Source organism: Conyzicola nivalis (genome assembly GCF_040548875.1).
Taxonomy (GTDB): Bacteria; Actinomycetota; Actinomycetes; order Actinomycetales; family Microbacteriaceae; genus Conyzicola; species Conyzicola nivalis_A.
On record NZ_JBEPSJ010000005.1, the window covers coordinates 201119 to 218745 of the forward strand.

Annotated in this window: 16 protein-coding genes; 8 read left to right on the forward strand and 8 right to left on the reverse strand. The window is 69.2% G+C overall.

All coding sequences use genetic code 11. The annotated features are described in order from the left end of the window. Positions 1-85 precede the first annotated feature (85 nt). On the forward strand, positions 86-1957 hold the full coding sequence (locus ABIE21_RS17260) for an NAD(P)-binding domain-containing protein (RefSeq protein ID WP_354026088.1): 1872 nt from the start codon (positions 86-88) through the stop codon (positions 1955-1957). An 18-nt stretch (positions 1958-1975) separates the two neighbouring features. Here ABIE21_RS17260 and ABIE21_RS17265 read toward each other — a convergent pair whose 3' ends face one another. From ABIE21_RS17265 to ABIE21_RS17275, 3 genes are all read right to left on the reverse strand, one after another. Beyond that, positions 1976-2902 carry an HAD family hydrolase gene (locus ABIE21_RS17265; protein WP_354026089.1) on the reverse strand — a complete coding sequence of 309 codons (927 nt, stop codon included), beginning with the start codon at positions 2900-2902 and terminating at the stop codon, positions 1976-1978. 64 nt (positions 2903-2966) lie between these two features. Beyond that, the gene (locus ABIE21_RS17270) at positions 2967-3326 is read right to left on the reverse strand and encodes a fluoride efflux transporter FluC (protein WP_354026090.1); all 360 of its coding nucleotides are present in this window, start codon (positions 3324-3326) and stop codon (positions 2967-2969) included. Continuing rightward, a complete protein-coding gene (locus ABIE21_RS17275) occupies positions 3323-3763 on the reverse strand; it encodes a fluoride efflux transporter FluC (RefSeq protein ID WP_354026091.1) in 441 nt (146 codons plus the stop codon). Before ABIE21_RS17275 ends, ABIE21_RS17270 begins: the two co-directional genes overlap by 4 nt. A 53-nt stretch (positions 3764-3816) precedes the next feature. Here ABIE21_RS17275 and ABIE21_RS17280 point away from each other — a divergent pair, with 53 nt between their 5' ends. Beyond that, positions 3817-4467 (forward strand): hypothetical protein, encoded by a 651-nt coding sequence (locus ABIE21_RS17280; protein WP_354026092.1) that lies wholly within the window; start codon positions 3817-3819, stop codon positions 4465-4467. A gap of 27 nt (positions 4468-4494) precedes the next feature. Here ABIE21_RS17280 and ABIE21_RS17285 read toward each other — a convergent pair whose 3' ends face one another. The 3 genes from ABIE21_RS17285 to ABIE21_RS17295 all read right to left on the reverse strand — a co-directional run bounded on the left by ABIE21_RS17285 (position 4495) and on the right by ABIE21_RS17295 (position 6391). Further along, a complete protein-coding gene (locus ABIE21_RS17285) occupies positions 4495-4704 on the reverse strand; it encodes a sigma factor-like helix-turn-helix DNA-binding protein (RefSeq protein WP_354026093.1) in 210 nt (69 codons plus the stop codon). 266 nt (positions 4705-4970) lie between these two features. Next, positions 4971-5594, reverse strand: a complete 624-nt coding sequence (locus tag ABIE21_RS17290; RefSeq protein WP_354026094.1) for a PadR family transcriptional regulator — start codon at positions 5592-5594, stop codon at positions 4971-4973. Next, the gene (locus tag ABIE21_RS17295; RefSeq protein WP_354026095.1) at positions 5591-6391 is read right to left on the reverse strand and encodes a DUF4097 family beta strand repeat-containing protein; all 801 of its coding nucleotides are present in this window, start codon (positions 6389-6391) and stop codon (positions 5591-5593) included. The genes ABIE21_RS17290 and ABIE21_RS17295 overlap by 4 nt, the downstream gene beginning before the upstream one ends. A gap of 252 nt (positions 6392-6643) precedes the next feature. Here ABIE21_RS17295 and ABIE21_RS17300 point away from each other — a divergent pair, with 252 nt between their 5' ends. Together ABIE21_RS17300 and ABIE21_RS17305 are read left to right on the forward strand one after the other, a co-directional pair. Then, positions 6644-7399: a MerR family transcriptional regulator gene (locus tag ABIE21_RS17300; RefSeq protein WP_354026096.1), complete on the forward strand. Its 756-nt coding sequence runs from the start codon at positions 6644-6646 to the stop codon at positions 7397-7399. 95 nt (positions 7400-7494) lie between these two features. Then, the gene (locus tag ABIE21_RS17305) at positions 7495-8988 is read left to right on the forward strand and encodes an LCP family protein (protein ID WP_354026097.1); all 1494 of its coding nucleotides are present in this window, start codon (positions 7495-7497) and stop codon (positions 8986-8988) included. A 447-nt stretch (positions 8989-9435) separates the two neighbouring features. Here the strand turns inward: ABIE21_RS17305 and ABIE21_RS17310 are convergent, their stop codons facing one another. Further along, complete coding sequence (locus ABIE21_RS17310) at positions 9436-10206, reverse strand: YczE/YyaS/YitT family protein (RefSeq protein ID WP_354026098.1); 771 nt, start codon at positions 10204-10206, stop codon at positions 9436-9438. A gap of 62 nt (positions 10207-10268) precedes the next feature. Between ABIE21_RS17310 and ABIE21_RS17315 the strand changes: the two genes are divergently transcribed. The 3 genes from ABIE21_RS17315 (at position 10269) to ABIE21_RS17325 (ending at position 15558) form a co-directional block, all read left to right on the forward strand. Further along, positions 10269-11699, forward strand: coding sequence for a PLP-dependent aminotransferase family protein (locus ABIE21_RS17315; protein WP_354026099.1), 1431 nt, complete (start codon positions 10269-10271; stop codon positions 11697-11699). 142 nt (positions 11700-11841) lie between these two features. After that, positions 11842-14952: an efflux RND transporter permease subunit gene (locus ABIE21_RS17320; protein WP_354026100.1), complete on the forward strand. Its 3111-nt coding sequence runs from the start codon at positions 11842-11844 to the stop codon at positions 14950-14952. Between the two features lie 138 nt (positions 14953-15090). After that, the gene (locus ABIE21_RS17325; RefSeq protein ID WP_354026101.1) at positions 15091-15558 is read left to right on the forward strand and encodes an NUDIX hydrolase; all 468 of its coding nucleotides are present in this window, start codon (positions 15091-15093) and stop codon (positions 15556-15558) included. A 112-nt stretch (positions 15559-15670) separates the two neighbouring features. Here ABIE21_RS17325 and ABIE21_RS17330 read toward each other — a convergent pair whose 3' ends face one another. After that, positions 15671-16126, reverse strand: a complete 456-nt coding sequence (locus ABIE21_RS17330) for a GNAT family N-acetyltransferase (protein WP_354026102.1) — start codon at positions 16124-16126, stop codon at positions 15671-15673. 147 nt (positions 16127-16273) lie between these two features. Between ABIE21_RS17330 and ABIE21_RS17335 the strand changes: the two genes are divergently transcribed. Further along, positions 16274-17335, forward strand: coding sequence for a ScyD/ScyE family protein (locus tag ABIE21_RS17335; RefSeq protein WP_354026103.1), 1062 nt, complete (start codon positions 16274-16276; stop codon positions 17333-17335). The last annotated feature ends 292 nt before the right edge of the window (positions 17336-17627 follow it).

The following is a 17627-nucleotide window of genomic DNA, read 5'->3' on the forward strand; positions in this document are numbered from 1 at the left end:
TGAGGGTTCCGGGAATTTGCGAACAGCGATCTAACGAAAAGTAGTGTGCAGTTTAGCACGCAGGGTCAGCGGGTAACGTTGTCGCGTGACCTCTGACAGCACCGACACATCCGTGGTCGTTATCGGTGGTGGCCAGGCGGGACTATCCGTCTCCTACTACCTGAAGCGACTTGGTCTCGACCCCGGAAACGAGTTCGTGGTGCTCGATCGCGGCCCGGGCACGGGCGGTGCCTGGCAATTCCGCTGGGACGCGCTGCGGATCGGCTCCGCGCACCGCATCAACGACCTGCCGGGCCTCGACGCCCTCGGTCTCAGCTTCGACACCGCCGACCGCTCGCTGCCGGCGAAAGCGGTCGTCGCCGACTACTACGCGCAGTACGAGGAGTTCCACGGCTTCCAGATCGTGCGCCCCGCAGCCGTCACCCGCGTCGAGAACGCCGGCGACCGCATGATCGTCACGTTCGCCGACGACCAGGGCGAGCAGACGGTGTCGACCGACGTCGTCATCAACGCCACCGGCACCTGGGGCTCGCCCTTCATCCCCTGGTATCCGGGACGCGACAGCTTCGCCGGACGCCATGTACACACCGCCGAATACGCGGATGCCGCGGAGTTCGCAGGCAAGAAGGTGGTCGTCGTCGGCGGGGGAACGTCCGCGATCGGCTTCCTGCTCGAGCTCGAGACCGTGGCAGCGGAGACCACCTGGGTCAGCCGTCGGCCGATCGAGTTTCTCGAAGACGGGGAGCTCAACCTCGAGGCCCGCGCCTCCGCGGTCGCCATCCAGGACGAGGCCGCCCGCGCGGGCAAGGCGCTGCCCTCCATCGTGAGCGGCACCGGCGTTCCCCGCACGCGCCGCATCCAGGCCGGCATCGACCGCGGAGTGCTCACCGCGCGCCCCATGTTCTCCGCCATCGAGCCCGGAGGCGTGCGCTGGTCGAACGGCTCGTTCCAAGAGGCCGACGTCATCATCTGGTCGACGGGATTCCGTCCCGAGCTGCGCCATCTCGCACCGCTCAAGCTGCGCGAGAAGGAGGGCGGCATCATCGTCGCCAACGGCACCTCGTGGAAGGAGCCGCGCATCTTCTTCGCCGGCTACGGCCCGCAGGCGTCGACCATAGGCGCAAACCGAGCCGGGCGCACCGTCGCGCGTCAGGCGATCGCCACCCTGTCGCGCCTCAAGCGCCAGCAGCGCGAGGCCGAAGATGCCCGACTCGCGTTCGAGGCGGCGCAGAACGGTCAGCCGGCGCCCTTCGACTTCCTCTCGAACCTGCCCGCGCCCGCTGCTGAGCCGGAGGCAGCGCCCGCGGCCACCGGCTACCCGGTGCCCGTGGAGCCCGCGCCGGTCGCGGTCGACGCACAGGATGCGACCGCGGATGCGACCGTGCCCGCCGAGCCGATCCGCGACGAGATCGCGCACGACGAGCCGAGCCAGGACGACATCGACCTGAGCTGGATGCTGCCGAGCGCCGAGCCGGTCATGCCGCTCGAGTTTCTGCCCGACGCGCCCTCCGACGTGCCGGTAGAGCCGGACATCGACTTCGCGCCAGACCACAGCGACGCGGCTCCGGTCTACGTGGAGTTCGAACCCGCGCCGGAGGGGTACAGCGACACCGACACCGACACCGACACCGACACCGACACCGACACCGACACTGAGCCCGAGCCCGAGCCCGAGCCCGAGCCCGAGCCCGAGCCCGAGCCCGAGCCCGACGTCGAACCGCAGCCCGAACACGAGCAGCGTCCCGCCCGCAACGCGTTCGCGGAGTCGGCGGTGCTCATCGCGGCGGCGGCGGCACCCGAGCCGGACGACGAGCCGAAGACCTACGTCTTCCAGCTCGACACCGAGCCCGACGACGACGACTTCGACGACAGCACTACTCCGCGCGAATGGGTGCGCCCGCCCGCCCGGGAGCTGCCCGACTTCGACGACCTGCTGAACCCCCGCACCGACGACTGAGCGGCGCCGCGGGCGCGGCTACCGCTCGGCGAAGACCGTCGTCCAGTCGTCGCGCATGCTGACGACGATCCAGTCCCGCTCGGCGGCCTCGGCGAGCGCCCGCTCGGAACCGCGGTCGTAGGCGAACTCGCGCTGATCGTCGTCGTGGTGCACGAGCAGCCCGAGTCCCGATCCGTCGCCCCCCGCGAAACGCAGCATCGGGATGTCGCCGTTCGCGTTCCCGCCGGCGATGAGCGGCCGTTTGCCTACCCGGCTCCAGATGCGCACCGGCTTCTCGGGGCCGTCGTCGAGAAAACCGAAGCTGTCGCCGTAGACGATGTCTCCACCCGAATCGCTCTCCCGCCAGTGCAGGCCGAGGCTCGACCCGATGACGCGGTCGGCAGAGAGCCCGTAGATCTCGGGTGCGAAGGGCCGCATGAAGTCGCGGTCGCCGCCCGAGGCGATGTAGACGGTGAAGCCGTGGCGCTCGAGGTAGCGCACCAGCTCGAGCATCGGCACGTAGCTCAGTTCGCGGAACAGCCTGTGCACCACCGGGTTCTCGGTCCCGGCGAGGAAGGCGGTGACATCGGCCGCGTACTCGTCGACCGTGAGGCCGTTCATGTCGGCGACGATCGCCGCGAGCACGGTGCGCACGTCGGTGTCGTCGCCCGCGTAGTGCCGCTCGACCACTCCGCCCAGCCAGCGGAAGTCGCCGGCGAGCGCCGAGGCGTACGGCTCGTGGTCGGCGAGCGACGGGTCGCGTTGCGCCGCCTTCGCCCAGCGTTCGACGATGAAGTGCAGCTGAACAGGCATGGGGCGCTCGCACCAGAGCGTTCCGTCGTTGTCGAAGACCGCGACCCGGTCGGCCGGGGGCACGCCGGCGTCGTCGACGCCGGCGACGAACTCGAGGATGCGCGAGCGGGCGGCGCCGTCGCGCCAGGAGGGGAGATCGGTGTCGGTGGGCATGTGCTCGACCCTGCGGCACGCGAGCGGCTCGCTCTTCACTCGGGCCGGGTGAACCGCGTGCGGGTCAGCGCAGCGCGAGGTAGGCGAGTGCCGCGGCCCCGACGCCGAGCACCAGGTTCGCCGTCACGCTCGCGAACGCCGTGCGCGCGCGGCCCGACTGCACCAGCTGCACGGTCTCGACGCTGAAGGTGCTGAACGTGGTGAGGCCGCCGCAGAGACCGGTGAGCAGGACGACCCGCACGTCGGCACCGATCGCGGCCCGCTCGGCGAGCCCGAGCACCGCGCCCCCGATTGCAGACCCGGCTACGTTGACGACCAGTACCGCCCAGGCCAGGCGCGGCGCGAACAGCAGCGACACGGCGTAACGCGCGGCGGCGGCCGCTGCGCCGGTGACGACGATGACGAGGGCGAGCAGCGGTGTCATTCGCTGACCTCGTCGATCACGGTGGCGTCCGGCGTCCCGACCCTGAGCCCGGCCCACGCCGCACCGAGCCCGAGAACGACGGTCGCCGCCAGGTAGCCGACCCCGAGCATCCACTCGTCCGCAGAAGCGAGGGCGACCAGCGACACCGCGAACGCCGAGTAGGTCGTGAACGAGCCGAGCAGGCCGGGGCCGAGACCCGCCTTCACCCAGTCGCGGGCCGTCGGCCAGTAGCGGCCGACGAGCAGGCCGAGCGCGAACGCGCCCGCGACGTTGATCACGATCGTCGAGACCGGAAACGCGTCGTCCGCGTGCGGGATCGCCAGATCGAGCGCGAGGCGGAGGCCCGTGCCGATCATGCCGCCGACGACGACCGCGAGCAGCGACCGGGCAGACCCGGCGCTGGGCCGGGAAATCGGCCGGCCGGAATCCTTGGTCACGAGGGGCGAGCCTACTCTCGTGTGCCCCGGCCGGCGGGACCTAGACTGCAGCAATGGTCAGAGCGGGTTCGCGGCGCAGGATCCGCTGGTGGTGGATCGTCCTCGCGCTCGTCGTGGCGGTGCTGGTGCCCGTCGCGATCGTGGTGGTCCCGATACTGACCCACGTCGACCAGGGAGAGTCGGGCCAGATCGCACCGGCCGAGCAGTGGCCGACGAGCGTCACGGCCACGGGAGACGACTCCCGCACCCGCTCTTTCGACGTCCTCCCGCCCGAGCCCGGCGCATCCGTCGACACGTCCGCGCTGCGGGCGGGCGACCGCCTCGTCGTGAGCGGCACCGGGTACGACGCGAGCCGCGGCATCTACGTTGCGATCTGCAGGATTCCGGATGACCCGGGCACGAAGCCCGGCCCGTGCATCGGCGGCGTCCCCGAACAGGGCGAGGCGGCCGAGGGCACCGTCGGTGCCGTCGAGTATGCGCCCAGCAACTGGGTCAACGACGACTGGGCGTGGAAGCTGTTCGGAGCGCGCGGCTACGACGACGCCGCGACGGGCACCTTCACCGCCTACCTCGAGGTCGGGGACCCGGTGGCGGAGGGGCTCGACTGCACGGTCGACGCCTGCGGGATCTTCACGCGCAACGACCACACGGCGCTCGCCGACCGGTCGCAGGACCTCTACGTGCCGGTGGCCTTCGCCGAGTGAGCTCGGTGGCTGAGCCTGTCGAAATCCCTACGCGGCGATCGCCATCGCGTCGCACAGGCTGGCGAGCCCGTCGTGCAGACGCTCTTCGACGACGGCGACGGGCACTCCGAGGAGGTCGGCGACCTGGTCGTTGCTGAATCCGGCGTAGAAGCTCAGGTGGATCGACTGACGGTGCTCGGGCGACAGGGCGTCGAGCGCATCCGTGGCGTGGTCGAGGTTGATGGTGGGGTTGAACATGGTGAAACAGACTTTTCATTAAGACGTAAAGAAAATGCAGCGCAACGTTGCGCGCCAAACATTCAGCAGCGTGATTGATCGACCGACGTACTCGGTCGAATTGTGGTGTGGCTCCGGCCTTGGATATGGGCAGCGGAGCAGTTCGCGAACGAACCCGGCGGATCCTGGTAAAGATCAACGCCTGATAAACACTAGTACACGTGTACGACTTAAGCGAGGAGCGGTCGAGCGGACCGGTGATCGGCCGGTCCGCTCGACCCGCATCGCTATTGCTTGAGCGAGGCCGTCACGCGGGCGCGCAGCTCGTCGAGCCCGGTGGTGAGCACGGCGACGGTCTCGTCGGAGAGCTCGCCGCGCACGACCCGCTTGCGCAGCTCGGTGCGCAACTGGTGGCGGAAGTCGTTGATCGCCAGCTCGGCGTTCGCGAGCGCGCCGCGGCTGTCGACCTGCACGGGTTTCGCATCGGCCCGGATGGTGCGGCCGGCCTCCTTCGCATCGGCCTTGGCCTCGCGCGCGGCCGACGCGAGGTCGGCGCGCAGCGTCTTCATTGCCGAGTTGACCGACGACCGCACGTCGTCGGCGAGCCGGCGAACGGAGTCGGTGACGCCGCTCTCGATGCCGTCGAGCTCGCCCGCGCGGGCGTCGAGTTCGGCCCGCCCGGCGTCGGTGATCGCGTAGACGGTCTTGCGCCCGTCGACGGTCTTCGACACGAGGCCGTCTTCCTCGAGTTTCGCGAGTCGCGGGTAGATCGTGCCGGCGCTGGGAACATAGGTGCCGCCGAAACGCTCCTCGAGCGCCTGGATCAGCTCGTAGCCGTGCATCGGCTCGTCGGCGAGAAGGCTCAGCAGGTAGAGGCGCAGGTGGCCGTGGGCGAAGACGGGCGGGGTCATACCGACACCGCGTGAAGCACGTTGATGTTGCCGGAGACCGTGTTAGCCCTGAAGTCGAGCCACTTGGCGTCGAGGGTGCCGTACTTGCCGGTGTACTGGCCGTGCACGCCCTTGATCTCGGAGTCGTCGAGCTGCAGCTTGCCGCCGACGGTGTTGATCTTGTACTGCACGGGCACGCCCGCGGCGAGACGGGTGGTGACCGCGCCGCTCACCGTGCTGATGCGCACCTCGTCGGGAATCCCCGTGATGTCGGTGAAGACGTCGCCGCTCACGGTCTCGGCGGTGAACACACTCACGTCGCCTGATGCCGTGATGTCTCCGCTCACCGTGCGGGCCGAGACGCGTCCGGTGTGACCGCTGACCGCGATCTCGCCGCTGACGCTGTTGATCTGCAGCGCGCCCGTGAGGCCGTCGACCACCAGGTCTCCGTTGACGGTCGAGATCGAGGCATCCGTCGTCAGTCCGCTGATGAGGGCGCTCGCGCTCACCACGCCGAAGCTCAGCGCGATGTCGCGCGGGACCATGATGCTCACGTCGGCCTTGGCGCTGCCGCGGAAGCTGGAGAACACCTCGATGAAGTTGTCCCAGCTGAGCTGCGGGTGGTCGATCTCGAGCGTCTCGCCGTCGATCGACACCTTGAGCTCCTTGCCGCTCACCGAGTGCACCTCGATGCGCGCGCCCGGCTCGTCGTGGCCGACGATGTCGACCTTGCCGGCGATGAGGCTGACCTTGAGCTTGCGTACGAGTTCGACGTCGATGACCTTCGCTCCGTCGATGAGCCATTTCTCCGATGCCATCGGAATCTCCTTCTGTCGGGATGTCGGCCGTCCGCCGACTCGCGTTATATCGCGTCTATCGGAGAACACGATATATCGCGTGTGCAGAGAAGCGCAAGGGGTGCAGTCGGCCCCATAGCCTTCGCGTGCGCGAGACGCCCGCCGGCACCGCGTCACTGCACCGGAAACGGCTCGCGAGAAACCGTGTCGACGCGATTGACATTGACGCAACGTCAACCTCTACCGTGGTTGACGACCGGAAAGGAGGCCCGAGTGGACTGGTCGATACAGGACATCGCCCGGCTGGCGGGCACGACGAGCCGCACCCTGCGGCACTACGGCGAGATCGGCTTGCTCGAGCCGAGCCGCATCGGCGGCAACGGCTACCGGTACTACGACGCCGACGCCCTGGTGCGGCTGCAGCGCATCCTCATGCTGCGCGAGCTGGGCCTCGGCCTGCCCGCGATCGCCGAGGTGCTGCGCGGCCAGCGCGACGACGCGACGGCGCTGCTGCGCCACCTGCACTGGCTGCGGTCGGAGCAGCAGCGCATCGCCGAGCAGGCGGCGAGCGTCGAGACGACTATTCGAAAACTGGAAGGAGGTGAACAACTCATGGCAGAAGAGATGCTGAACGGATTCGACCACACGCAGTACAAGCGCGAGGTCGAGGAACGGTGGGGCGCGGAGGCGTACGCCGAGAGCGACACGTGGTGGCGCTCGCAGTCGGCCGAGCAGAAGGCGCGGTGGCAGGCGGAGTCCGCCGAGCTCGGAAAGGACTGGGCGGATGCCGCGGCCGCGGCCGTCGACCCCGCGAGCGACGCGGCCCAAGACCTGGCACGCCGCCAGTTCGACTGGCTGGCGGCGATCCCGGGCACGCCCGGCTTCCCGAAGGGGCCGACGAAGGAGTACTTCGTGGGCCTCGGCGAGATGTACGTGGCCGACGACCGTTTCGCTGCGAACTACGGCGGCGGGGCGGGGGCAGCCTTCGTGCGCGACGCGATGGCGGTCTACGCCGACCGCAACCTGTAGCGCGGCTCGGCCGTTCGGCCGGGAACCAGTCATACTTGTGGCTGATTTTCGGCCGAACAACCCGATCTGCTCAGGATCGGTCGATACGCTGCCGTGTGACCAATCCCCCGAACTCCTATGACGCCTTCCCGGTGCCCGAGGATCCGCACCTCCGGGGCGAGCGCCTCCCCGAGGTGCCGACCGGCGGAAAGACCCGCGGAGGACGCGGCCCTCGCCGCCCCCGCACGAGAGCTCGCCGAATCATCCGCTGGCTCGTCGTCGTTCTCGTCGTGGCGCTCGTCGCGACCGGCGGCTACGCCTTCTACAACTACCAGCGCTTCGTCTCCGGTGTCTCGACGGTCGACGCGATCGACCCGAACTCGGGCGACGACTTCGACGGAACCGACCAGAACATCCTGCTCGTGGGAGACGACCACCGCCCCGACGGCGCGACCGCGGCCCAGCTCGCGCAGCTCGGAACCGAGGCCGACGGCGGCGGAACCAGCACCGACTCGATGATGCTGCTGCACATCCCCGCCGACGGCAGCACGGCCACGCTGATCTCGTTCCCCCGCGACTCGTGGGTCGACGTTCCCGGCCACGGCAAGAACAAGCTCAACGCGGCGTTCGCGCTCGGCGGGGGCAACGACGACCCGGCCGGCGGCGCGAGGCTGCTCATCTCGGTGATCCAGAACATGACCGGGCTCACGATCGACCACTACGTGCGGGTCTCGCTGCTCGGCTTCTACAACATCGTCGACGCGCTCGGTCCCATCGACGTCTGCCTCAACCAGGCGGTGAAAGACCCGTATTCGACGGTCGACCTGCCCGCCGGCGTCTCGACGTTGAACGCGCAGCAGGCGCTCGCCTTCGTGCGCCAGCGCCACGGTCTGCCCGGGGGCGACCTCGACCGGCAGGTGCGCCAGCAGTACTTCCTGTCGGTGGAGGCGCGCAAGATCCTCTCCGCCGGGACGCTGCTCAACCCGTTCAAGCTCGGCGCGGTGCTCGACGCCGTGAGCTCGTCGATCGAGACCGACTCCGGGCTCAACTTCATCGACCTCGCGACCCAGATGAAGGGCCTCAACGCCGACAACATCACGACGGCCACGATCCCGATCCTGGGCACGCCCACGATCTACGTTAACGGCAGGGAGCTCTCGATCGTCGAGGTCGACACGGCGGCCATGCCCGCGTTCATCGACTCGATGCTCGGAACACCCTCGGCCTACGAGGCCGCAGTGCCCGCGGCCGTCGGCGACGTCACGGTGACCGTGCTCAACGGCGGCGCGGCGAACGGCTCGGCCGCGGCCGCGACGGCGACCTTCACGAGCCTCGGTTATCTGACGGGAACCCCCGACTCCACGTCGGCGCGGGCGGCCACGACGATCGAGTACCCCGCCGGACTGGAGGCCGCCGCGAAGACGGTCGCCGTGAACCTGCCGGGTGCGGCCGTCGTAGAGTCGGCGGATGTCGCGGGAGTCACCGTCGTTCTCGGCGGAGACGGCCAGATGCCGGCCGCCGCGCCGACCGAAGCACCCGTCGCGCCAGCGCCCCCGGTCGAGGAGGCACCGGCGGGCACGAGCTACGCCGCCGGCGCCTGCATCAACTAGCGGGCGACTGGCGAGCATCGGCTAGCGGGCATTGGCCGGACGGGCATCATCCGACGGAGGGCCGACCCCCACGCGACGAGCCGGCTGGCCAGTTCGGGCGGTTGTGCGTCCGTTCTGAGGGCCACAACTGGCCACCCAACTCGAGCCGTGCTGCGTTCCGGTCGGGGTCTACCGGTGCGCGAAGCCAGCTGGCCAGTTCGGGCGGTTGTGCGTCCGTCCTGCGGGCCACAACTGGCCACCCAGGCCGCGGATGCCCGCCCGCGGTGGCCGGGAACGACTCAGTCACCACCCCTAAGCCGAGAACGAGCGGAGCGTTCGCGACCGAGGCGCCGGGCGACGACTAGCGGGCGAGGGTCGGCAGCTGCCGGTAACCGTCGCGGGCGGTCACGTTGATCGTGGCGACGACAGCCCAGACGGTGAGGGCCGCGTAGGCCACCAGGTAAGCGATCATGACTGCTCCTTCGCGGGTGTGAGGGTCGGGGTCAGCGGCGCTTCGACAGGCTCAGCGACCGCGGTCAGCGCGCCGGGCGCTTCGACAGGCTCGGCGACCGGGGCGGGTTCGGCGACCGGGGCCGGTTCGGGTACCGGGGCCGGATGATCGGGGACCGGGACGGGATCAGCGACCGGGGCAGGCACGCGCAGCCAGGGCAGGGTCACCCCGACCATGGGGCCGACGAGAAGCGCGAAGGCCAGGGTGCCGAGGCCCACGTTTCCGCCGAGCACCCAGCCGATCGACAGCACGGTCACCTCGATCGCCGTGCGCACCCACCAGATCTTGAAGCCCCAGCGGTGGTGGATGCCGGTCATGAGCCCGTCGCGCGGACCAGGGCCGAAGCGAGCGCCGATGTAGAGGCCGCTCGCGATCGCCAACATGGCGAGGCCGCCCGCGAAGAGCAGCACCTGCTCGCCGAGGTTCGTAGCCGCCGGCACAATCGCGAGCCCGACCTCGATCGACGGCCCGACGAGCAGCACGTTCGCGATGGTGCCGATCCCCGGCTTCTGTCGGATGGGGATCCACAGCAGCAGCACGAGCGCCCCGATGATGTTGGTCAGCACGCCGAACGGCAGCCCGGTCTGCTTCATGAGGCCCTGGGTGAGCACGTCCCACGGCGGCACGCCGATGGCCCCGCGCACCATCATCGAGATGGCGAACCCGTAGAGGAAGAGTCCGGCCAGAAGCTGCAGGATGCGGCGGGCCAATAGCGCTCGTGTGTTCATGAATGCAATCCAATTGGTAAATTGGACTTATGACAAGATGCCAATCGCGGTAAAGTGGCCCCATGAATCTGGTTTCCGCACGCGCACTGGACCTCATGCTCGACAGCTGGCGGGCTTCGAGCGCGGCCCCCGCTTACGAGGCTCTCGCCGACCGCATCCGTCTTCTCATCCTCGACGGACGCATCGGCCTCGGCACCCGGCTCCCGGCGGAACGCGATCTCGCGGCCCAGCTCGGCGTCAGCCGCACGACCGTTACCGCCGCCTATGCCGAGTTGCGCGAGCGCGAGTTTCTCAGCAGCGTGCGCGGCTCGGGGAGCGTGGCGCGCCAGCCGCACGGAATCGCCGCGCCGACCGAGGTCGCCGGCCCCGGATTCCTGGACTTCAGCAAGGCGAGCATGCCGGCGCTGCCCGCCCTCGCCGCCGCTGCCGCGACCGCCGCCGAACAGCTGCCCAGCTATTTCGGCACGAGCGGCTTCGACCCCGTCGGCATCCCCGTTCTGCGCCAGGCGATCGCCGACCGCTACACGGCACGCGGCCTGCCCACGGCGCCCGACCAGATCATGGTCACGATCGGCGCGCAGCATGCCATCGCGCTGCTCTCGCGCACCCTGCTGGCCCGCGGCGACCGTGCGCTGGTCGAGACGCCGAGCTATCCGCACGCGATCGAGGCGCTCAAGGCGGCGGGCGCCCGGCTGGTGCCGGTCGCGGTCACCAACGACGACGGCTGGGACGAGGAGGCGCTCGAGCAGGCGATCCAGCGCACGAGCCCGTCGGTCGGCTACATCATGCCCGACTTCCACAACCCGACTGGGCGTTCCATGTCGCCCGAGCTGCGCGAACGCACGCTCGCGCTCGCCGACCGCCACGGCACGACGCTCATCGCCGACGAGACCCTGGCAGAACTCGGCATCGACGCGCCGCAGCGGATGCTGCCCTTCGCCGCCTACGGGCAGTCGGGCACCCAGGCGATCATGGTCGGGTCTGTGGGCAAGTCGGTGTGGGGCGGGGTGCGCGTCGGCTGGATCCGCGCCGACCGCTCGGTGATCCAGCGGCTGATCCGGGCCAGGTCGAGCGGTGACCTCGGCACGCCCACCCTCGAGCAGCTCGTCGTCGCCAATCTGCTCGCCGACTACGACGCCGTGCTCGAGAGCCGCAGGGAGTACCTGCGCGCCGGCCGCGACCGCCTCGCCGCGCTCCTCGCCGAGCGGATTCCCGAATGGGACATGCCGCACGTCGCCGGCGGCCTGACGGCATGGGTGGGGCTCGGCGCTCCGGTGAGCTCGCAGCTCACGCTCGCCGCGCGCAACGAGGGCCTGCAGATCGCGGCGGGACCGAGGTTCGGCCTCGACGGAGCGTTCGAGCGCTTCCTGCGCATCCCGTTCTCCTATCCGGAGGCCGAGACAGTGCGGGCCGTCGACGCGCTCGCCGCAGCGTGGAAGAACGTCGGAAGGCTCGCGCCGACCGACGCGGGCTGGCTCGCCGAGGTCGTCTAGAGCGGCCCCGGCCGGATGATTCATCCCCAGGGAGTATGGGGGAATCACCATGGCGCTGGGATAATCAGACAGCACGCCGGCGTGCACTGCATCACAGCCGCGACCACAGCATGGCCGCCCAGCGCACCCACCAGGAGTCTCCGTGCACCTTTTGTCTGTCTTCAGCCTGCGCAACCGCGCGCTCATCGCGCTCGTCACCGTCGTGGTCGCGATCTTCGGCGGGGTGGCCCTCACGTCGCTCAAGCAGGAGCTCATCCCGTCGCTCTCGCTGCCGCAGGTGTTCATCGTCACCACGTACCCGGGCGCAAGCCCGGAGGTGGTCAACGACGACGTGAGCACGCCGATCGAGACGGCGATCCAGACCGTGCCGGGGCTCGACGGGACGACCGCGACCTCCAACGCCAACTTCTCCTCCATCTCGGCCGCGTTCGTCTACGGCACCGACATCACCACCGCCGAGCAGAAGGTCCAGCTCGCGATCAACCGCATCTCGTCGACGCTGCCCGACAGCGCCGAGACCCAGGTGCTCACTTTCAGCCTGAGCGACCTGCCCGTAATCCAGATCGCCGCAACCAGCGACCTCGACCCGCGCGACCTCTCGGCCTCGCTCGAGAGCTCGCTCACCGACATCAAGCAGCTCGAGGGCGTCAGCGACGCAACCCTTCTCGGCGCCACGACCCAGCGCGTCACCATCACCCCCGACGAGACGAAGCTCTTCGCCGCGGGGCTCAGCACCCAGTCGATCCGCGACGCCCTCGACGACAACGGCGTGCTGCTGCCCGCGGGCCAGATCACCGAGGAGGGCAAGACCCTCACGGTGCAGGCCGGATCCCGCATCCAGTCGACCGACGACATCGCCTCGCTCCCGCTGCTCGGCGGCGACGCCTTCACCACCGTGGGCTCGGTGGCCGAGGTCACCATCGCGGACGACCCGGTCACGGGAATCTCCCGCGTCGACGGCGAGCCGTCGCTCACCATCGCCGTAACCAAGTCGCCGGCGGGCAACACCGTCGAGGTCTCCAAACTGGTGCAGGATCTCATCCCCGAGATCGAGGAGTCGCTGGGCAGCAACACCCAGCTGACCGTCGTCTTCGATCAGGCCCCGTTCATCGAGGAGTCGATCAACAGCCTCGCCGTCGAGGGTGTGCTCGGCCTCATCTTCGCTGTCATCGTTATTCTCGTCTTCCTCCTCTCTGTGCGGTCGACACTGGTGACCGCCATCTCCATCCCGGTTTCTGTGCTCATCACCTTCGTGGGCATGCAGGCCTCGGGCTACACGCTCAACATCATCACTCTCGGTGCATTGACGATAGCCATCGGCCGGGTGGTCGACGACTCGATCGTCGTGATCGAGAACATCAAGCGCCATCTGAGCTTCGGGGAGGACAAGAGGACCGCCATCCTCAGCGCCGTCAAGGAGGTCGCAGGGGCGGTCACCGCCTCGACGGTCACCACCGTCGCGGTCTTCCTTCCGCTGGCCCTCGTCGGCGACGTCACGGGCGAGCTGTTCCGCCCGTTCGCGCTCACCGTCACCATCGCGCTCGCCGCGAGCCTCTTCGTCTCGCTCACCATCGTGCCAGTGCTCGCCTACTGGTTCCTCGGCGCCAAGGCCGTGCACAAGCACGCAGGGGCGGTTCGCGGCGGCAGCCACGACGAGAGCGACTTCGACGAGCTCGACACCCCGACCCGGCTGCAGCGCAGCTACCTCCCGATCATCGACTTCACGCTCAAGCGGCCGGTGCTCACCATCGTCTCCGCCGTGCTCGTGCTGGTTCTCACCGGGCTTCTCACGCCGCTGCTCAAGACCAACTTCATCGGCGACAGCGGGCAGAACACCCTCACGGTCACGCAGACACTCCCGCTCGGAACGAGCCTCGAGGTGCGCGACGAGGCGGCCATGAAGGTCGAAGACGTGCTCGCCGAGGTCGACGGCGTCGACACCGTGCAGCTCTCCCTCGGATCGAGCGGCAGCTCGCTGCAGGCAGCGTTCTCGGGCGGCGGGGCGACCACGTTCTCGCTCACGACCGACGCGGACGCCGACCAGGAGGCACTGCAGGCCGACGTGCGCGAGGCCGTGGCCGGGATCGACGACGCGGGCGAGATCTCGCTCGCTGCCGCCGGGTCGGGCTTCGCTTCATCCGATATCGAGATCAACATCACGGCCAACAACGCGGCCGACCTCACCGAGTCGTCGGAGGAGATCCTCGCCGCGGTCGAGGACCTCGACATCGTGGCAGAGGCCTCGAGCAACCTCTCGGTCACGCAGCCCTTCATCGCCATCACGGTCGACCGGGAGAAGGCCGCACGCGCGGGCCTCAGCGAGATCGCCGTCGGCGGCATCGTCACTGCGGCGATGAACCCGAGTGCGAGCGGATCGGTCGTCATCGACGAGAAGACCCTGTCGATCTACATCGACAACCAGAACGCTCCGACGACCCTCGCCGAGATCCAGGCGTTCCTCATCCCCTCTGCGACCGGACTCGTGCCGCTCTCCGATCTCGCCACCGTCGAGCAGGCGGACGGCCCGTCGAGCATCACCACGATCAAGGGAGTGCGCAGCGCCACCGTGAGCGTCACCCCCGGCAGCGACGACGTCGGCACGGCGTCGAGCGTCATCGCCGCGGCGGTGGCCGACACCGATCTGCCCGCGGGCGCATCCGCTGAGCTCGGCGGCGTCACCTCGCAGCAGGGAGACGCATTCCAGCAGCTGGGTCTCGCGCTGCTCGTCGCGATCCTCATCGTCTACGTCGTGATGGTCGCGACGTTCAAGAGCCTGCGCCAGCCGTTGCTGCTGCTCGTGTCGATCCCGTTTGCGGCGACCGGCGCGATCCTGCTGCAGGTCGCCACGGGCATCCCGCTCGGAGTGCCCTCGCTCATCGGCGTGCTGATGCTGATCGGAATCGTCGTCACGAACGCCATCGTGCTCGTCGACCTGATCAACAAGTACAGGGAGCGCGGCATGAAGGTGCGCGAGGCGATCGTGCACGGTGCATCCCGTCGACTGCGCCCGATCCTGATGACTGCGCTCGCGACGATCTTCGCGCTGCTGCCGCTCGGCATCGGACTCACCGGCCACGGAGGGTTCATCTCGCAGCCTCTCGCGATCATCGTGATCGGCGGGCTCGTGTCGTCGACCGTGCTGACGCTCGTGGTGCTGCCCGTGCTGTACTACCTGGTCGAGGGCGCCAAGGAGCGTCGCGCCGACAAGCGCGCGGCGGCCGCGGCGGAGCCGACCCCGGCTGCGGAGGTCTAACCGCGCGGCTTGCGCTACACCTTGGGACGAGCGCTACACGGCGCCGTGTAGCCCTCGTCCCAAACTGGCGCGCAAACCCACCGAGCCCGCCGGCCCGCCCGCCGCGCCCGGGCACCGACCGAAAGCTAGGCTCTACGGATGGCTACCCCGGATTTCGTCCTCGCCCTCCGCGAGAAGATCGGCCACCACCCGCTCTGGCTCTCCGGGGTGACCGCGGTCGTCGTGCGCGACAGCGAGGTGCTGCTGGTGCGCCGCTCCGACACCGGCGAGTGGACGCCCGTGACCGGCATCGTCGACCCGGGCGAGCAGCCCGCAGTCGCCGCCGAGCGCGAGACTCTCGAGGAGGCGAACATCGTCGCGGTCGCCGAGGCGATCAGCTGGGTGCAGGTCACCGAGCCGATCCGCTACGCCAACGGCGACGAATCGCAGTACATCGACCTGGTGTTCCGCTGCCGCTATGTCTCGGGCGACCCGTACCCGGCCGACGGCGAGAACACGGATGCAGCGTGGTTCCCCCTCGACGCGCTGCCGACCATGACCGCGAATATGGAGGAGCGCATCCGCAGCGCCCTCGAGTTCACCGGGGCCACCCGCTTCGAACGCTAGACCCGCACGCTGTGCTCTGAAAACGAAGGAGATCGCGCCCGTAACCGCGTCGGCCGCCGCCCACGGGTGCCGCAACCGCGAGAAGTCCTTCGTTTTCAGTGCACGCGGGACGCTAGGGCAGGCGCTTCTCCATGCACAGGCTGGTCGGGTCGTCGACGTAGGGGCCGAAGGCCGGGATGCGCGCGTAGCCGTGTTTCTCGTAGAGGGCGATCGCGTCGACCTGCGGGTGCCCGGTCTCGAGGCGGATCAGAGCTACGGATGCCTCGGCCGCCACCTCCTCGAGCCGTGCCAGCAGCGCGCCGGCCACGCCGCGTCCGCGGTGGGTGTCTGCGACGAACATCCGTTTGATCTCCGCCGTCGTGTCGCCGTTGTCGACCAGCGCGACGATGCCCGCGAGAGCACCGTCGAAGCGCGCCGCGAGCAGGGTGACGCCGGCGCGCTCGAGGCCCGAGACGTCGAGCGAGTGGTAGTTCTCGGCGGGGTACAGGCTGAGCGCGTAGTCGTCGCCGCGCTGCATGAGGGCGAGCACGTCGGGCTGGCGAACGGGCTCGACGGAGATGGTGATCACACGCAACGGTATCGCCCCCTTGACGCCTCGCACGGCGCGCGAGAAGGATGGGCGCGAGATCGCGCGAAGAGCAGCGCGAACCCGCGCCGGCAGCTTTCGCCGTAGCGACGAATGCCACCGGTTCTGGACAACCAACCGGAGGAAGAAATGACCATCAAGCGAACAACGGCGTTCGCCGCGATAGTGGCGGCACTGATAGTGCCGACGCTGTTGGCGACGTCACCGGCGAGCGGGACACCCGCTCACGACGAGCCCACGACGACACTCATAGCAGACGGGCTGCAGGGCGCATCGGGAAGCGCGATCGGACCGGACGGCGCCCTCTACGTGCCCGAGGGCACGATCGGCGCCATCACCAGGATCGACCTGCGCACGGGCGCGAAATCCACCTTCGCCTCAGGGCTTCCGGCGTCGGTGATCGGCATCGCGGGGGCGGTCGACGTGGAGTTCGTCGGTCGCACCGCCTACGTGCTCGTCACGGTGGTCGGCGACGACGCGCCGGGACCGAACGGTCCGGGCAGCTCGGTCGACGGCATCTACCGCGTCGACGGTCCGAACACCTTCACCGTGGTCGCCGACCTCGGTGCGTTTTCGCTTGCGAACCCGCCCGAGACCGATTTCTTCCTCACCCGCGGCGTGCAGTGGGCGTTCGAGGCGACCAGGTCGGGGTTCATCGTGACCGACGCGCACCACAACCGGGTGCTGCAGGTGTCGAGGTCGGGCGAGGTCAGCGAGCTGATCGCGTTCGGCAACATCGTGCCGACGGGCCTCGCGCTCGACGGGCGCACCGCCTACATGGCCGAGGCCGGGCCGGTGCCGCACCTGCCCGAGACCGGGCGCATCGTGGCATTCGACATCCGGCGCCCCGAGCCGCGGGTGGTGGCGAGCGGCTACAGCCTCATGATCGACGTGCAGATCGGGCGGTGCGGCGTGCTGTACGGACTGTCGCAGGGCGACTCCCCCGGCGTGGTTCCGGATGGCTCGCCGGCTCTGGGCGACAGCGGCGAGCTGCTGAGAGTCAACCGTGACGGCACCATGACGCCCGTCGTCGACGGGCTCGACCTGCCCACCTCGTTCCAGCTGAAGCGCGACACCGCCTACGTCGTCACCCTGAACGGCGAGGTGTGGCGCGTCGACAACGTCGGCTCGAACGGCCACCACGACCGCGGCCATGGCTGCCGCGACGGTTGGCGCCACGGCGACGACTGATCGCCGGGTCATCCGCCCCGCTCTGCCAAATGAAGGAGATTTCTCGCGCGAACCCCGCCGATCGGCGGAAAGGTGTTACTCGCCCCCGGCATCTCCTTCATTTGGCAGGCTGAGCGCAGCCGGCCGCGGCCGAGAGGTGGCGGTTTCAGGGGCGATGTACTAACGTAGACAGGTCGGCTCAAGACAGCACGCATAGACGTGTATGGGTTTGTAAGTCTTAGAGGCCGGTTTCCCAGCGCATCCGCTGCGGAAAAATCACACGAATGTATGTGATGGCCTCGGTCAAAGACTG